Source organism: Pseudomonas sp. GM17 (genome assembly GCF_000282175.2).
Classification (GTDB): domain Bacteria; phylum Pseudomonadota; class Gammaproteobacteria; order Pseudomonadales; family Pseudomonadaceae; genus Aquipseudomonas; species Aquipseudomonas chlororaphis.
The window spans coordinates 3549018-3563306 of the sequence record NZ_CP124732.1 but is presented as its reverse complement, the minus strand read 5'-3'; the positions used below and the strand labels follow the sequence as shown (position 1 = coordinate 3563306).

Below are 14289 nucleotides of genomic sequence, written 5' to 3'. Positions count from 1 at the left end.
TGCCTGCGCCCAGGATACCCGTGGGGGCTCCGGGCGCGGGTGTATCCCGTCTTAAAGTCGTTCGATGATCAGGGCGATGCCCTGGCCCACGCCGATGCACATGGTGCACAAGGCGTAGCGACCCTGGCGTTGCTCCAGTTCGTGCAGCGCGGTGGTCACCAGGCGCGCGCCGCTCATGCCCAGGGGGTGGCCCAGGGCGATGGCGCCGCCGTTGGGGTTGACCCGCTCGTCGTCGTCCGCCAGGCCCAGCTCGCGCAGCACCGCCAGGCCCTGGGCGGCGAACGCCTCGTTAAGCTCGATCACGTCCATGTCCGCCAGGCTCAGCCGGGCCAGTTCCAGCACCTTGCGCGTGGCCGGCACCGGGCCGATGCCCATGATCCGCGGTTCGACCCCGGCGGTGGCCATGGCGACCACCCGGCCGCGGGCCTTGAGGCCGTAGCGTTGCGCGGTTACCGCGTCGGCCAGCAACAGGGCGCAGGCGCCGTCGTTGACCCCCGAGGCGTTGCCCGCGGTGACGCTGCCGCCCTGGCGGAATGGCGTGCCGAGCTTCTGCAATTGTTCGAGGGTAGTGTCTCCCCTTGGGTGCTCGTCGTGTTCGACCAGGCTCGGCGGGCCTTTGCGCTGGGGGATGGGCACCGCGACTATTTCCCTGGCCAGGCGTCCGCTGGCTTGCGCCGCCGCGGCCCGCTGCTGGCTGCGCAGGGCGAAGGCGTCCTGGTCGGCGCGGGAAATGCCGAACTGCGCGGCGACGTTTTCCGCGGTTTCCGGCATCGAGTCGATGCCGAAGCCTTGTTCCATCAACGGGTTGACGAAGCGCCAGCCAATGGTGGTGTCGAACAGCTCGGCCTGGCGCGAAAACGCGGTCTGCGCCTTGCCCATCACCAGCGGCGCGCGGGACATCGATTCGACGCCGCCGGCCAGCACCAGCCCGGCCTCGCCACAACGCAGGGCGCGGGCGGCGCTGCCAATGGCGTCCAGGCCGGAGCCGCACAAGCGGTTGAGGGTGGTGCCGGGGACCTCCACCGGCAACCCGGCCAGCAGCGCCGACATGCGTGCCACGTTGCGATTGTCTTCGCCGGCCTGGTTGGCGCAGCCGTAGATCACGTCGTCGACCCGGCTCCAGTCGACTCCGGGGTTGCGCTGCACCAGGGCGCGTAACGGCACCGCGCCCAGGTCGTCGGCGCGCACGCTGCTCAGGGCGCCGCCGTAACGGCCGATGGGGGTGCGGACTGCATCGATGATCAGGGCGTCATTCATTGGGTGCCTCCTGCGCCAGCACCGGGCCGCGCACTTTGTAGGATTTGCCGTGGAACAGGGCGATCAACACGCCATGCTGGTTTTTGATCCGTACGTCGTAGTTGCCGGTGCGGCCGTTGCGGCTTTGCTCGATGCAATCGGCGGTCAGGGTGTCGCCCAGGCGGGCCGGGGCGATGTAGTCGATGCTGCAGCCGATGGCCACCGTGGCTTCGTCATAGGTATTGCAGGCCAGGGCGAAGGCCGAGTCCGCCAGGGTGAACAGCAAGCCACCGTGGCAAGTGCCGTGGCCCTGCAGCATGTCTTCGCGCACGCTCATGCCCAGCCGGGCGGTGCCGGGCGCCACTGACAATAGGCGCATGCCCAGGGCCTGGCTGGCGTTGTCGCGTTTGAACAGGCTCTGGGCGCAGGCGCTGGCCAGGCTCATGGCGGGGTGATCAAGCATGCAGCGTCCTCCCTTCGGCAACCCGGCGGCGCAACAGCAGGGACGGTCGGTAACGTTCCTCGCCATAGGCGGCCTGCAGGTTTTGCAGGACCTCGAGTACCTGCGGCAGGCCCAGGCGGTCGGCCCAGGCCAGGGGGCCTTCGGGGTAATTGACCCCGGCGCGCATCGCCAGGTCGATGTCCACCGCCGAGGCCACGCCTTGCAGCAAGGCGTCGGCGGCTTCGTTGGCGAGCATCGCCACGGTGCGCAGGACCAGCAGCCCCGGGCTGTCGCTGAGCTGGCTGACCTTGAACCCGGCGCGTTGCAACAGTGCCGCCGCCTGGTCGCGGGCCAGTGGGTTGGTGCCGGCGCAGCAACTGATGCCCAGGCGGCCAGCGCTGGCATAGTCATGGGCCAGGTCCAGCAGGATCAGGTTGCTCAAGCCTTGGTCGCGGGCGCGCTGGCTGGCCAGGCGTCCGTCGCTGACGGCCAGTACCGCATCGCCGACTCGCACCAGGCCAGGGCCATCACGCTCGACCAGGCGCACACCGGACTCGCGCAAGCGTTGCAGCAAGCCGTGGGCAGCCCCCAGGTCGCCCTCGACCACGCAGTGCTCGATGTTTTGCTCGCTGTGCAACTCCACGGGGGCGGGGCGTTCGACGCCCTCGGCATAGGCATAGAAACCCTGGCCACTCTTGCGTCCGAAGTGCCCGGCATCCACCAGTTCCTGCTGAATCAGCGATGGCTGAAAACGCATGTCGCCGTAATAGGCCTCGAATACCGAGCGGGTCACCGCGTAGTTGACGTCATGCCCGATCAGGTCTGTCAGTTCGAAGGCACCCATGGCAAAACCACCGGCCTCGCGCAGCAGGGCGTCGAGCGTGGCGCAGTCGCCGGCGCCTTCCTGCAGCAGGCGCAGGCTTTCGGCGTAGAACGGCCGGGCCACGCGGTTGACGATAAAGCCCGGGGTGGAGCGGGTGTGCACCGGCTGCTTGCCCCAGTTCGTGGCGGTGTCGTACAGGCACTGCGCCAGTTGCCGGTCGCTGGCCAGTCCCGAGACGACCTCGACCAGCGGCATGACCGGTGCCGGGTTGAAAAAGTGCAGGCCCAGCAGGCGTTCGGGTCGTTTCAGGCCGGCGGCGATGCGGGTGATCGACAGCGAAGAGGTGTTGCTGGCGAGGATGCAGCTGTCGCGGCACAGGCTTTCCAGCTGGCGAAACAGCTCGCGCTTGGCTTCGAGGTTCTCGGCGATGGCTTCGATGATCAGCTCGCTGTCGGCCAGTGGCTCGATGGCTTCGGCCGCCTGCAGTCGGGCCATGGTCGCCCTGTGCGCCTGGGCATCGAGCTTGCCATTGGTCACGCGCCTGGCGAGTTGCCGGTCGATGCCGGCGATGGCTTGCGCCGCGGCGCCCGGGCGGTTGTCCAGCAGCCATACCGGATGGCCGGCCTGGGCCGCGACCTGGGCGATGCCGGCACCCATCGCGCCGGCGCCGATCACCGCGACGCGGGCCTGGGGTGTCAGTGGGTTCATGTTCAACGCCCCTTGAAGGTCGGTGTGCGTTTGTCCATGAAGGCGCTCACGCCTTCGCGGTAGTCCTCGCTGCGTCCGGCCAGGCGTTGCAGGTCTTTTTCCAGTTCCAGCTGTTCGTCGAAGCTGTTGTTCAGGCTGGCGTTGAGGCTGCGCTTGATCAGTGCCAGGCCATAGGTCGGTTGGGTGGCCAGGTGGCGCGCAAGCTTGAGGGCCTCATCACGCAATTCGGCATCTTCGACGCAGCGATAGATCAGGCCCCATTGCTCGGCCTGTTCGGCCGTCAGGCGATTGCCCAGCAGGGCCAGGGCCTTGGCCCGCGCCATGCCGACCAGGCGCGGCAAGGTCCAGGTGCCGCCGGAGTCGGGGATCAGGCCGATCTTGCAGAACGCCTGGATAAAGCTCGCCGAACGACCGGCCAGTACCAGGTCGCAGGCCAGGGGAATGTTGGCCCCGGCCCCGGCGGCCACGCCGTTCACCGCGCAGATCACCGGCAGCGGCAGGTCGCGCAACTGGCGGATCAGCGGGTTGTAGAAGCGCTCGATGGATTCGCCCAGGTCCGGCACCTCCGCGCCGGGGGCGACGTTGCGGTCGCTCAGGTCCTGACCGGCGCAGAAACCCCGGCCTTCGCCGGTCAACAGCAGCACCCGGGCCTCGGGATTGGCGCGCAGTTGCTTGAGCGCTTCGCGAACCTCGCCATGCATCTGCGCATTGAAGCTGTTGAGCTGCTCGGGGCGGTTCAGGCTGAGGAGGGCGACGCCTGCCTCGACGGAAAACAGGATGTGTTCGAAGTTCATGTTCTGGCGCTCTCTGACAGGTCGTGTGAGTCGTTGGCCGCTGCGGCGGCCTAGTGGCCGGTGAAGCTGGGCCGGCGTTTTTCCTGGAAGGCACGGATGCCTTCTTCGCGGTCGCGGGTGCCGGCCAGTACCGTGAATGCATGGCGCTCGAAGCGCAGGCCGCTGGCGAGGTCGGTGTCCAGCGCCTTGAGCAGCGCCTCCTTGGCCAGGCGCAGGGCCAGCGGCGCCTTGCCGGCAATCAGCCGCGCCAGCTGCAAGGCACGCTCGACCGTGAGTTCCGGTTGGGTGACTTCGCTGACCAGGCCGGCGCGCAAGGCATGGCGGGCATCGATCGACTCGCCGCCAAGGACCATCTGCATGGCCAAGGACTTGCCGACCGCCCGCAGCAGGCGCTGGGTGCCGCCGGCGCCGGGCATGATCCCGAGGTTGATTTCCGGCTGGCCAAAACGGGCGTCCTCGCCGGCGATCAGGATGTCGGCGTGCATGGCCAGCTCGCAGCCGCCGCCGAGGGCGAAACCATTGACCGCGGCGATCAGCGGTTTGCTGAAGGCGGTGATCTGCTGCCAGGAAGCCTGGCGCGGGTCATTGAGGATGCCGGTGAGATCGCGCTCGGCCATTTCATTGATGTCGGCGCCGGCGGCGAAGGCCTTGCGGCTGCCGGTCAGCACCACGACCTGGACAGTGTCATCGGCCTGGGCGACGTCCAGGGCGGCCGCCAGTTCGCCGAGCAATTCGCTGGTCAGGGCATTCAGGGCGGCGGGGCGTTGCAGGGTAATCACTCGAACGCCGCCATCGAGGCTTTCGACAGCAAGGGTTTGAGGCATGGCGGATGCCCTCACGGTGCACGCTCGGCGCAGGGCCGGGTCATTATTGGATCGGCTGGGAAGCCGGTTTTCGCCGAGTATATCGCCAATGCGATACATAAATGCAACGTAAAAATACTATTATTGTGTCTTTATGTTGAGGGTTTGAATCGATTGCGCCAGGACGAAGAGGCTCGATCAAGTCGTGATTTTCTAGATTTTACTGGGGCTATGGCCTTTGCTTAGCGGCCTTCGCTGAGCAGAGACGTGATACTGTTTTTTTGCTTTTTCGTTTAAACTTGATGTGATACAAAATAAATCCTGATCGGCATCGCTTTGCGCAATGTTTCGACTTGCTGCCCTAGCCAAGGAGTACCTCATGACCTGCTACAGCCTCGACGGCCTGACCCCGGTGGTCCATCCCAGTGCTTATGTGCATCCGTCCGCCGTGCTGATCGGCGACGTGATAGTCGGTGCCCATTGCTACATCGGCCCGCTGGCCAGCCTGCGCGGCGATTTCGGGCGGATCGTGCTGGAGGAGGGGGCCAACCTGCAGGACACCTGTGTGATGCACGGTTTTCCCGACAGCGACACGGTGGTCGAGCGCAACGGCCATATCGGCCATGGCGCGGTGCTGCATGGCTGCCGGATCGGCGCCGATGCACTGGTGGGAATGAACGCGGTGGTGATGGACAACGCCCGGATCGCGCCACGCTGCTTCGTGTCCGCGGCGGCCTTCGTCAAGGCCGGCTTCGAGTGTGCGGAGCAGTCGCTGGTCATGGGCGCCCCGGCCAGTGTCAAACGCCGCCTCAGCGACGAAGAGCTGCACTGGAAGCAGGCCGGCACCCGTGAATATCAACAGCTGGCCAGGCGCTGCCTGGAGCAGATGCAGGTCTGTGAGCCGCTCGCGGAACCCGAAGCCAATCGCCCGCGCATCACTGACAGCGGCCTGCGCCCGAAAAATACTGGTCAGTGAACAAGCAGGGCACAGTGGGTCGCGCGCTCCAGGCCACTCCAAGCCGGTGAAACCCGGTATATTTCTTCCTTTTTGTCCGGTACGCCCATGTCGTCCCTAGCACCGTTGAATCATCTTGTGACCCGTTTCCAGGAGCAGACGCCGATTCGCGCCAGCTCCCTGATCATTACCCTGTACGGCGATGCCATCGAACCCCACGGCGGTACGGTATGGCTGGGCAGCCTGATCCAGTTGCTCGAACCCATCGGCATCAACGAGCGGCTGATCCGCACCTCGATCTTTCGCCTGACCAAGGAAGGCTGGCTGAGCGCCGAGAAAGTCGGGCGCCGCAGCTATTACAGCCTGACCGGTACCGGTCGCCGGCGTTTCGACAAGGCCTTCAAGCGGGTCTATAACGCCAGCGTGCCGGCCTGGGATGGTTCCTGGTGCCTGGTCATGCTGTCGCAGCTTGGCCAGGACAAGCGCAAGCAGGTGCGCGAAGAGCTGGAATGGCAAGGTTTTGGCGCGATTTCGCCGGTGGTGCTGGCCTGTCCCCGCAGCGATCGGGCGGATATCAACGCGACCCTGGTGGACCTTGGTGCCCAGGAAGACACCATTGTGTTCGAGACCACTGCCCAGGATGTACTGGCCTCCAAGGCATTGCGCCTGCAGGTGCGCGAAAGCTGGAACATCAATGAGCTGGCGGCTCACTACAGCGAGTTCATCCAGTTGTTCCGGCCGCTGTGGCAAGCGCTGCGCGAGCAGGAGCAACTGCAACCGGCCGATTGTTTCCTGGCGCGCCTGCTGCTGATTCACGAGTACCGCAAACTGCTGCTGCGCGACCCGCAGTTGCCGGACGAATTGCTGCCTGGCGACTGGGAAGGCCGGGCGGCGCGCCAGCTCTGCCGCAACATCTATCGCCTGATCTACGCCAAGGCCGAGGAATGGCTCAACGACGCACTGGAAAACGCCGACGGTCCGCTGCCCGACGTGGGCGAAAGTTTCTATCGGCGTTTTGGCGGTTTGAAGTAAGGCGTTTCAAGATACAGCCCTCGTTCAGGAACACTCGAGTGCCGGGGGCGCCTGGCGAGGGATGTGCGGCAGATACTAAAGCGCCATGTCAGACGCGGACTAAGGCGGTAATAAAGAGGTTTTAACGAATGTCTGGAGACTCGCCTGGAAACAGGCGGGAGAGAGGCAAGTCAGGCCGCAAAAGTTGAACTTTCTGCCAACTGGCTAAAGTGCGGCTATATCAACTGCGACAAAATAACGCAGATCACCCGAAGGTGATCTGCGTTCGTGTTCTTACTCTGGCATGGCCCAGGATTGCAGTGTGTAACCTTCCTGGCTCAGTTCGGCGCGGGCCTGTTTCAGCAGGTCTTCCAGTTGCGCCGGGTCGGAGTAGGCGCTGCTTGGAATCTGTTTGCGGCCAATACGGGTATTGGTGCGGTCGATGACGGTCAGGCTCAGTTCGCCGTTACCGTCTTGTGGGGCCCAGGCGACGCATTGAAATGGCTGGAATGCGCGGTCGGCGATCAAAAGTGCTTCGTTGATACGGAGCGGGGCGTTCATGGGGTCTTCTCTCTATGTGCCCAATCAAATGATGTGCCGTCGGTTGGGCTTACCGTTCGGCTGGTTACTTGTACTGATGTCTCGAACCAGGGATCAGGTCACATAGAAAGACCAGAATTTACAACTTTTGTTCACACCCGCGATTCAGAGCCTTCTTTTGAAAGCTGAATGAAAGATTGGCGCAGGGAATTAAACCAGGCTTTTGGATCCATGTAATGGTTAGTCCAAATGGTGATTGGTGCTATAAACAATCGATACAAGACAGCGTCAAGTAATTGCTAATGTTACAGCCAGGTTTGCCAAACTACTGTTTCTAATAACTTTTCCTCTTTTTGGCGCCAAGGAACAGTCATGCTTGAAGCGACCGCCTTACGCCGTCTTTTAGTGGTTGACCCGTGCGACGATTGCCATCGTCTGCTGCCTGGATTACGCACGGTGGGCTGGGATGTCGACAGTTGTGACCTGGAATCGGCCGTTGATCGCGGCTGTGACGTCGGCCTGCTGCGTTTGCAGGCTTTTCACCTGGAGCGACCGGAAGCGGTCAAGGACCTGATCAGCCGCAGCGGTACCGAGTGGATTGCGGTGCTCAGTCCGGACGTGCTGCGCCTGCAGAAGGTCGGCGATTTCGTTTGCGAGTGGTTTTTCGATTTCCACACCCTGCCGTTCGATGTCTCGCGGGTCCAGGTGACGCTCGGACGGGCTTTCGGCATGGCCCGCCTGCGTGGCCAGGGGCATATTCATGTCGCTCAGCCCGAGCATGAGTTGCTGGGCGACAGCCGACCGATCCGCGACTTGCGCAAACTCTTGAGCAAGCTGGCGCCCACCGAGTCGCCGGTACTGATTCGCGGCGAAAGCGGTACGGGCAAGGAACTGGTGGCCAGGACCCTGCACCGCCAGTCGCAGCGCCACAGCAAACCCTTCGTGGCGATCAACTGCGGGGCGATCCCCGAGCACCTGATCCAGTCCGAACTGTTCGGCCATGAGAAGGGCGCGTTCACCGGCGCCCATCAACGCAAGGTCGGGCGTATCGAGGCGGCCCACGGCGGCACCCTGTTTCTCGACGAAATCGGCGACCTGCCGCTGGAGCTGCAGGCCAATCTGTTGCGCTTTTTGCAGGAAAAACACATTGAACGGGTGGGTGGCAGCCAGCCGATTCCGGTGGATGTACGGGTGTTGGCGGCGACTCACGTCGACCTCGAGGCGGCGATCGACAAGGGGCGCTTTCGCGAAGACCTGTATTACCGCCTGAATGTGTTGCAGGTGGTCACCGCGCCATTGCGCGAACGGCATGGCGATATCGGCATGCTGGCCAGTCACTTTTCCCACTTCTATAGCCAGGAAACCGGGCGCCGGCCGCGCAGTTTCAGCGAAGACGCGCTGGTGGCCATGGGCAAGCACGACTGGCCGGGCAATGTCCGCGAGCTGGCCAACCGGGTGCGGCGCGGCCTGGTACTGGCCGAGGGCCGGCAGATCGAAGCCCGGGACCTGGGCCTGCTCAGTCCGCAGGCCAGCATCGCGCCCATGGGCACGCTGGAGGACTACAAGCACCGGGCCGAGCGCCAGGCCCTGTGCGATGTGTTGAATCGGCACAGCGACAACCTGAGCGTCGCGGCCAGGGTGCTGGGCGTATCGCGCCCGACCTTCTACCGGTTGCTGCACAAGCATCAGATCCGCTAGGGCGGTGCGACGAAAAGGCCCGCGGCGAGATGATCGCCGCGGGCCTTTTTTGGTTGGTGTTTAGAAGTAGTAGGGGAATTTCAAGCTGAAGGTGAAGTCCGGCGCATCGTCGGTCAGGCCGATGGACAGGTTGGGCACTATGGTCAGGTTGTCGGTGGCCGCCACCGTCATGCCGACGTTGAAGTAACCGGCGTTGGCGTCGCTGGACACCACGGACTGCCAGTCCTGGCCATCTTCCTTGAGCTTGCTCTTGCGCTGGATCAGGTCCGAGAAGGAGAACGACATACTCATCTTCTCGTTCAGGGCGAAGGCGATGCCCATGCCGATCTGGAAGCTGTCGCCGAGCTTGACCTTGCCCGGGGTCTTCAAGTTGACCGTGGAGCTGATGTCGTCGAACGATTCTTCCAGGTTGTGGGTGTAGGAGAGGGTGCCGAACAACACCGCCGGGTCGAAGGTCTTGACCAGCGAGATGCCGGGGGTGATCGACCAGACGCCGTTACCGGTCGGCAGGTCATCCGGGACGAACAGGTTGGTGTTGTCCTGGACCTGGCGCAGCTTGATGCCGAACGGCTCTTCGCCGGTCGGCGCCTTGACGCGCAGGGTCAAGACCGCGTCCGGGGTATTGACCGATTCGTCGAGGAATTTGTAGGCGATGCCGAAGTTCACGTCGCCGAGGGTCGGGTCCTTGGACACGGTCTTTTCGCTGGTGACGCCCGCCGCGCCGTTTTGCGCGCCGCCGGACTGGTAGGTCGATTCGCGGTAGACCACCGGCACGTTGACGTCGAACTGCCAACGGTTGTCCAGGTTGTAGCGGGCCGTGAGGTCGAGGGTCCAGTTGTCGGCCTTGATCCGGTCCAGGTTGATGTTGCCGAGGAAGATCGAGTCCAGCGCCAGGAAGCCGTTGAGAATCAGCTGCCGGGTGTCATAACGGGAGTAGGTCAGGCCGGTCTCGACACTGAACTTGCCGCCGCCGAAGAAGCCGCTGGCTTCGTCGTACAGGTTGGACACACTCTGCGCCGGTTGTGAATCATCCTTGAGCGATTCCCCGTAGGAACTGCCGCCGGCCGGGGTCGGGCCTTGGCTCGTGGTCCCGGCCACCTGCTGGTTGCCACGCATGTCCGCTGGCGACTTGGCCAGGCGTTTCGGGGGTGGCGCCGCCGGTTGCTCCTCGACCTGGCGTACCCGTTGTTCCAATACCGCCAGTGCTTTCTGCTGCACTTCGTAACGTTGCTTAAGCTCCAGTAATTCTTGTTTCAGGGCCTCTACGTCGGCATCCGGAGCTGCCTGCAACAGTGCCGTCGGGAGGAGGGTGCTCAAACATACAACTGCGCGCAGCGAGACTGATCGATACATGAATAAGCCGTCCCTTTGAGCCTAATGATCGAGAATCAGCGTAGTTCAATATCCCAGGTTGCGAAGGCCTTTGAGCTGGGTCAGATTGCAATCCAAAGCGCCGGCGCTCGCCCCGTTATTGTTGAGCACGACGTTCAGTTGGGTCAGGTTGCTGACCAGGTTGCTGTCGCCCAGCAGGCGGGTGTTCTGCAGCAAGCCGCCCTGGGCCACTTGTTGCAGGGCTGAGCCCTGGTTGTTGCTGGCCTGGATGGCCATCTGGATGCCGCCACCGGTGGCGGACACGGCCACGCTGCCCGCGGCATTGCTGCCGCTGATGGTTTGCCCGCTCATCAACAGCTGGCCCTGCGCCGGCACCAACGCCGGGGCATGCCTGGCTTCCTTGACGTCGATGGAGACGTTGTTATAGGCGCTATTGCCGTCGCCCGCCGCGCGTACGCTCTGGGTCACCCCTTGGGTGGTGGCCAGGCCCGCGCCGCCGATCACGTTGCCCGAGCCCTGGGTCGGCGTCGAGCCGTTGCCGGTTTCGTTGATCGTGGAGACATAGAATTCCGGCTTGATCGTCGATTGCTGGATCTGCATGGAAGTCGTGGCGCCGATCAGGTCGCCCGAGGCATTGCGCCAGGTGCTGCTCATGACAATGCCGAAGCTGATGATCCGCCCTGGCATGACGTAGCGACCGCGGAGCTCGGAGAGTTCCTGGTCCTTGATTTCTATAGGCTTGAACCCTGCGTTGGCGTACGCAGGAAAACTTGTGACCAGGCAGGCAGCGGCCAGCCAGTAAGCGCTTTTCATCTGCTGCTCCCGGAGCATCCTGCCCCTTTATCCTTAGGGCGACCCTAGAAGAAGTCGCTCTGAATGAAACCGAATTCCATCAGTTCTGCGTCTTTGACCGGGTTGAAGGTATCCAGCTTGTTCTTGGCCGTCAGCGGGTTGGGCGGGGCGCGCAAGGCGTTGGCCTTGTCGTAGCCGGGGCCGACGATGGCGAAGACGATACCGTTCCAGCCTTTGACAAAGTCTTCGTGGGAGTAGCGTTTATGGCCGAGGACGGGGTCGCCGATATAGACCCAGTCTTTCTGCGCCCGCTGCATGACCACGAAGTGCTTGTAACCACGAATGTCCATCAGTACCACCACCGGAATGGAGACCGCCTGCAGTTTGTCGGGAGGTATCCGGTAGCCCCGGGCGCGCATGCCGATGCTTTCCAGGTAGCGCTTCATGTCCAGCATGGAGAAACCCTGGGTACGCACAAGGTCCTGGTCAGCGGTGGCCAGCATGCCTTTGATGACGTGCTCCTCATCGACGTCGAGCCAGTAGGCCTGGCGCAGCACCGTCGCCAGCGCGGCGGCGCCGCAACTGAAGTCGGTTTTCTGCTCGACCAGGTCGGCGAATTTGCGCTCCCGCACGCTCTGCACCTGCTTGTACACCAGGTTGCCGCCAGGCAACACGGCCACCGGCATCTGCGCGGCCTGAGCCAGGCCAGTCAGGCAAAGCAAAAGGGAGAAGGTCGCCATTCGCATGATCGCTACGCCTTGTGGGACGGTGGAAAAGCCCCGTTTCCGGGGCTTTCGTCACTCTCGTGATTACAGGCAGGCTCTGCAGCCGGCAGCGATGGACAGCGAGTTGCTTTGTTGGTTGCCGACCCCCGCCGAGACGTTGGCACCGCCGTTGCCGGAGAAGCCGTTCATCGAGCCAGACATCGACGCGTTGTTGATCACAGGGTTTTTCCAGCCGTCTTTGGTCAGCACTTGCTTGGTCCAGACGCCGGAAAGTTCGATCGTGCCTTGTTCCTTGAAGGTGAATTTCTGATCGTCGTTATCGTGGCCGCCACGACGGTCGTCGTTGTAGCCATGATGACCACCGCCATGGTGATCGTCGTCGCCCTGGATCTTGCCGTAGCCGGTGCCTTTGTAGGTGCCGGAGGCATTGAACTCGCCGGTGAGGGTGTCTTTTTTGTAGGTACGCACACCCTTGTTGTCCACGTCCAGGCCAGTGGAGGTCTGGTCGGCCGAAGCTGACGCAGTCGCTACGCGTCCGCCGGATACGGCGATTGCCAGGTTGTTTTTCTGTTGGTTGAAGTCACCGGCGGTGACGTTGATGCCGATGTTGCCGGAGCCGCCGTTGCCAGCATTGTCGAGTGTTGCGCTGTTTTGCGTGGACCAGTTTTTCACCGTGTTGTTGGTGTTGGTCTGGGTCGCGCTGGAAGTGGCTACCGCGCTGCCGAAGATGAAGCTTTCATCGGCGGTGGCCAGGGCGACGGCGTTGTCTTGCTGGTTGCCGTCGCCGGCAGCCACGTTGGCGCCCATGTTGCCGTTGGAGTTGTTCATCGAGTCGCTGGCGTCGGCGTTGTTTTCGGTGCCGCGGTTGCTGACGCTGTTGCCCGAGCTGTACTGCTCATCGGTCACGTTGGCCACAGCCCCGGCGGTGATTTGCAGCTGGGTGTTGAGGTCTTGGCCGCCGTGTCCGCCGTGTCCGCCATGGCCACCGTGACCGCCGTGGTGACCATTGTGACCGCCATGGCCACCGTGGCCGCCATGACCACCGTGACCTCCGTGGTTGTCGTCATTACCACCTGCATGTGCAGCGATTGCCATCACTGCGGCAAGTGCAAAAACCAGTGGCTTGAGAGCCATTGTAGGTTTCATGGTGTTTCTCCGTGCTTATTAGTTGGTTAAGTGTTGGTACTTTCCAATCGCACTGCTGCGGGTCAGTCAGCGACCCGTATGCTCAGGGTGTTAGCCATTCGGTTCCCCACCCCGGCACTCTGGTTCACCTGAATCACTCCCCGGCTGCCGGTGAAGGCCTGGTCGCTGGTAACGACCTGGCGGCTGCCTTTGGAAGCGTCAGTTGCTCCCGAGCCTGGTAACAGCGCCACGTTCTGTTGGGACAGGACGCTGTCGTCGATGCTTTGCGGCTGGGCACTGATGCTCACCCGCATTGCGTTGATCATCTGGTTGTTGGCGCCGGCTCCCTGGTTCACGCCCAGGACCCCGTTGCCGTTGCTGAAAGCGTTGCCGCCGATGTTGCTGCTGGCGTCGATCGCGCTGCTGGCCGGTGTGCCGAGCTTCTGCCGGACCACAGTGGTGGCCTGGGCGTCGGTGCCGATGGCAATGGCGCGTGTGTTGGTCTGTTGCTGCTGGTCGCCGGCGGCCTGGTTGACGTTGAAGTTGCCGTTGTAGCGGGCGCCGGAGTTGTGAAGGGTGGCGGTGTCCACCGCCTGGATGCCTGGGTCGGCCATCACCGAAGCGCAGCCGAACAGTGCAAGCCATACGAGGGTACGAGTCATCTCATTGGCCTCCGGCCAGTCTGCCCAAAGGAGCCAGGCCAGAATTCAGCGAGCGGTTGATGGTGCCGGAGATGGCGCCACCGCTACCGCCGCCGTGGCCGGCACTCATGCCGGTCAGGCCGTTGGGGTTGGTGACGCTGTTCAGCCCCTGCAGGTTGACGCCGTTGGGCATGACGCTGCTGCTGATCGTGGAACCGCTGCTGACCCCGGCAAAATCACCGTCGCTCAATTCGGTGTTGCTGGTCATCTGTTTGACCCGGGCCGATGGGTTGGCATTGACGGTGGTCGGGTAGGGGTCAGGATGCAGCGGAGGGCGGCCGACGCTACGAGGTTGAACGTCGCGGTCGAGAACGATCCTGCCGTCCCTGATGTCGTCGGCAGCCTGGACCGGGAGGCTGAGCAGCGAGCCGATGGCACAGCCGATCAGCAGGAGGTGGGTCAGAGCTGAATTGAGATTCTCCACGGCAGCATTCCCTTCTTCTTCGCTGGCCCTAGTCAGCGTTGCCAGGGTAGAGAGCAGAAGCCGTGCCGCTTTTCGATTGTTTCAAAAATTCAACAGGTTACGAATAACCAGGTGTGTTGCCGGGGCAGGGGTGTTTCAACGATGAGACCAGTATCGCCTTCGACAGCCCGGTATGGCCGT

General features: G+C 63.2%; 15 protein-coding genes. 3 read left to right on the top strand and 12 right to left on the bottom strand.

The annotated features are described in order from the left end of the window. Nucleotides 1-51: 51 nt before the first annotated feature. The 5 genes from pcaF to paaF are packed head-to-tail and all read right to left on the bottom strand — an operon-like array spanning nt 52 to nt 4827. Complete coding sequence (gene pcaF / locus PMI20_RS16050; RefSeq protein WP_007926499.1) at nt 52-1257, bottom strand: 3-oxoadipyl-CoA thiolase; 1206 nt, start codon at nt 1255-1257, stop codon at nt 52-54. Next, on the bottom strand, nt 1250-1699 hold the full coding sequence (gene paaI / locus PMI20_RS16045) for a hydroxyphenylacetyl-CoA thioesterase PaaI (protein WP_007926497.1): 450 nt from the start codon (nt 1697-1699) through the stop codon (nt 1250-1252). Before paaI ends, pcaF begins: the two co-directional genes overlap by 8 nt. Then, the gene (paaH, locus tag PMI20_RS16040) at nt 1692-3209 is read right to left on the bottom strand and encodes a 3-hydroxyacyl-CoA dehydrogenase PaaH (protein WP_007926495.1); all 1518 of its coding nucleotides are present in this window, start codon (nt 3207-3209) and stop codon (nt 1692-1694) included. Before paaH ends, paaI begins: the two co-directional genes overlap by 8 nt. Before the next feature lie 2 nt (nt 3210-3211). Then, the gene (gene paaG, locus PMI20_RS16035; RefSeq protein ID WP_007926486.1) at nt 3212-4003 is read right to left on the bottom strand and encodes a 2-(1,2-epoxy-1,2-dihydrophenyl)acetyl-CoA isomerase PaaG; all 792 of its coding nucleotides are present in this window, start codon (nt 4001-4003) and stop codon (nt 3212-3214) included. 50 nt (nt 4004-4053) lie between these two features. After that, nucleotides 4054-4827, bottom strand: coding sequence for a 2,3-dehydroadipyl-CoA hydratase PaaF (paaF, locus tag PMI20_RS16030; protein WP_007926484.1), 774 nt, complete (start codon nt 4825-4827; stop codon nt 4054-4056). 358 nt (nt 4828-5185) lie between these two features. On the opposite strand from paaF, the gene paaY reads away from it, so the two are divergent. Further along, the gene (paaY, locus tag PMI20_RS16025; RefSeq protein WP_007926481.1) at nt 5186-5782 is read left to right on the top strand and encodes a phenylacetic acid degradation protein PaaY; all 597 of its coding nucleotides are present in this window, start codon (nt 5186-5188) and stop codon (nt 5780-5782) included. A gap of 87 nt (nt 5783-5869) precedes the next feature. Then, complete coding sequence (gene paaX, locus PMI20_RS16020) at nt 5870-6793, top strand: phenylacetic acid degradation operon negative regulatory protein PaaX (RefSeq protein ID WP_007926480.1); 924 nt, start codon at nt 5870-5872, stop codon at nt 6791-6793. Between the two features lie 273 nt (nt 6794-7066). On the opposite strand, the gene PMI20_RS16015 is transcribed toward paaX, so the two are convergent. Continuing rightward, the gene (locus tag PMI20_RS16015; protein ID WP_007926479.1) at nt 7067-7333 is read right to left on the bottom strand and encodes a hypothetical protein; all 267 of its coding nucleotides are present in this window, start codon (nt 7331-7333) and stop codon (nt 7067-7069) included. Between the two features lie 351 nt (nt 7334-7684). Between PMI20_RS16015 and PMI20_RS16010 the strand changes: the two genes are divergently transcribed. After that, nucleotides 7685-9010 (top strand): sigma-54 dependent transcriptional regulator, encoded by a 1326-nt coding sequence (locus tag PMI20_RS16010; protein WP_007926478.1) that lies wholly within the window; start codon nt 7685-7687, stop codon nt 9008-9010. A gap of 60 nt (nt 9011-9070) precedes the next feature. On the opposite strand, the gene fapF is transcribed toward PMI20_RS16010, so the two are convergent. The 6 genes from fapF to fapA form a co-directional block, all read right to left on the bottom strand. Then, nucleotides 9071-10363 (bottom strand): fibril amyloid transporter FapF, encoded by a 1293-nt coding sequence (fapF, locus tag PMI20_RS16005; RefSeq protein ID WP_007926477.1) that lies wholly within the window; start codon nt 10361-10363, stop codon nt 9071-9073. Nucleotides 10364-10408: 45 nt separating this feature from the next. Continuing rightward, nucleotides 10409-11155: a fibril amyloid subunit FapE gene (fapE, locus tag PMI20_RS16000; protein ID WP_037034809.1), complete on the bottom strand. Its 747-nt coding sequence runs from the start codon at nt 11153-11155 to the stop codon at nt 10409-10411. Between the two features lie 44 nt (nt 11156-11199). Beyond that, a complete protein-coding gene (gene fapD / locus PMI20_RS15995; protein WP_007926471.1) occupies nt 11200-11880 on the bottom strand; it encodes a fibril amyloid maturation endopeptidase FapD in 681 nt (226 codons plus the stop codon). 63 nt (nt 11881-11943) lie between these two features. Beyond that, a complete protein-coding gene (fapC, locus tag PMI20_RS15990; RefSeq protein ID WP_007926470.1) occupies nt 11944-13005 on the bottom strand; it encodes an amyloid-like fimbrin subunit FapC in 1062 nt (353 codons plus the stop codon). Nucleotides 13006-13067: 62 nt separating this feature from the next. After that, entirely contained in the window at nt 13068-13646 is a 579-nt protein-coding gene (gene fapB / locus PMI20_RS15985; protein WP_007926468.1) for a fibril amyloid subunit FapB, read from the bottom strand. Between the two features lies 1 nt (nt 13647). Then, the gene (fapA, locus tag PMI20_RS15980; protein ID WP_007926466.1) at nt 13648-14109 is read right to left on the bottom strand and encodes a functional amyloid chaperone FapA; all 462 of its coding nucleotides are present in this window, start codon (nt 14107-14109) and stop codon (nt 13648-13650) included. Between the last annotated feature and the right edge of the window lie 180 nt (nt 14110-14289).

What these genes read in the sequence shown, in the direction of transcription:
- pcaF (WP_007926499.1), bottom strand. Translation starts at nt 1,257, where the DNA reads ATGAATGACGCCCTGATCATCGATGCAGTCCGCACCCCCATCGGCCGT.
- paaI (WP_007926497.1), bottom strand. Translation starts at nt 1,699, where the DNA reads ATGCTTGATCACCCCGCCATGAGCCTGGCCAGCGCCTGCGCCCAGAGC.
- paaH (WP_007926495.1), bottom strand. Translation starts at nt 3,209, where the DNA reads ATGAACCCACTGACACCCCAGGCCCGCGTCGCGGTGATCGGCGCCGGC.
- paaG (WP_007926486.1), bottom strand. Translation starts at nt 4,003, where the DNA reads ATGAACTTCGAACACATCCTGTTTTCCGTCGAGGCAGGCGTCGCCCTC.
- paaF (WP_007926484.1), bottom strand. Translation starts at nt 4,827, where the DNA reads ATGCCTCAAACCCTTGCTGTCGAAAGCCTCGATGGCGGCGTTCGAGTG.
- paaY (WP_007926481.1), top strand. Translation starts at nt 5,186, where the DNA reads ATGACCTGCTACAGCCTCGACGGCCTGACCCCGGTGGTCCATCCCAGT.
- paaX (WP_007926480.1), top strand. Translation starts at nt 5,870, where the DNA reads ATGTCGTCCCTAGCACCGTTGAATCATCTTGTGACCCGTTTCCAGGAG.
- PMI20_RS16015 (WP_007926479.1), bottom strand. Translation starts at nt 7,333, where the DNA reads ATGAACGCCCCGCTCCGTATCAACGAAGCACTTTTGATCGCCGACCGC.
- PMI20_RS16010 (WP_007926478.1), top strand. Translation starts at nt 7,685, where the DNA reads ATGCTTGAAGCGACCGCCTTACGCCGTCTTTTAGTGGTTGACCCGTGC.
- fapF (WP_007926477.1), bottom strand. Translation starts at nt 10,363, where the DNA reads ATGTATCGATCAGTCTCGCTGCGCGCAGTTGTATGTTTGAGCACCCTC.
- fapE (WP_037034809.1), bottom strand. Translation starts at nt 11,155, where the DNA reads ATGAAAAGCGCTTACTGGCTGGCCGCTGCCTGCCTGGTCACAAGTTTT.
- fapD (WP_007926471.1), bottom strand. Translation starts at nt 11,880, where the DNA reads ATGCGAATGGCGACCTTCTCCCTTTTGCTTTGCCTGACTGGCCTGGCT.
- fapC (WP_007926470.1), bottom strand. Translation starts at nt 13,005, where the DNA reads ATGAAACCTACAATGGCTCTCAAGCCACTGGTTTTTGCACTTGCCGCA.
- fapB (WP_007926468.1), bottom strand. Translation starts at nt 13,646, where the DNA reads ATGACTCGTACCCTCGTATGGCTTGCACTGTTCGGCTGCGCTTCGGTG.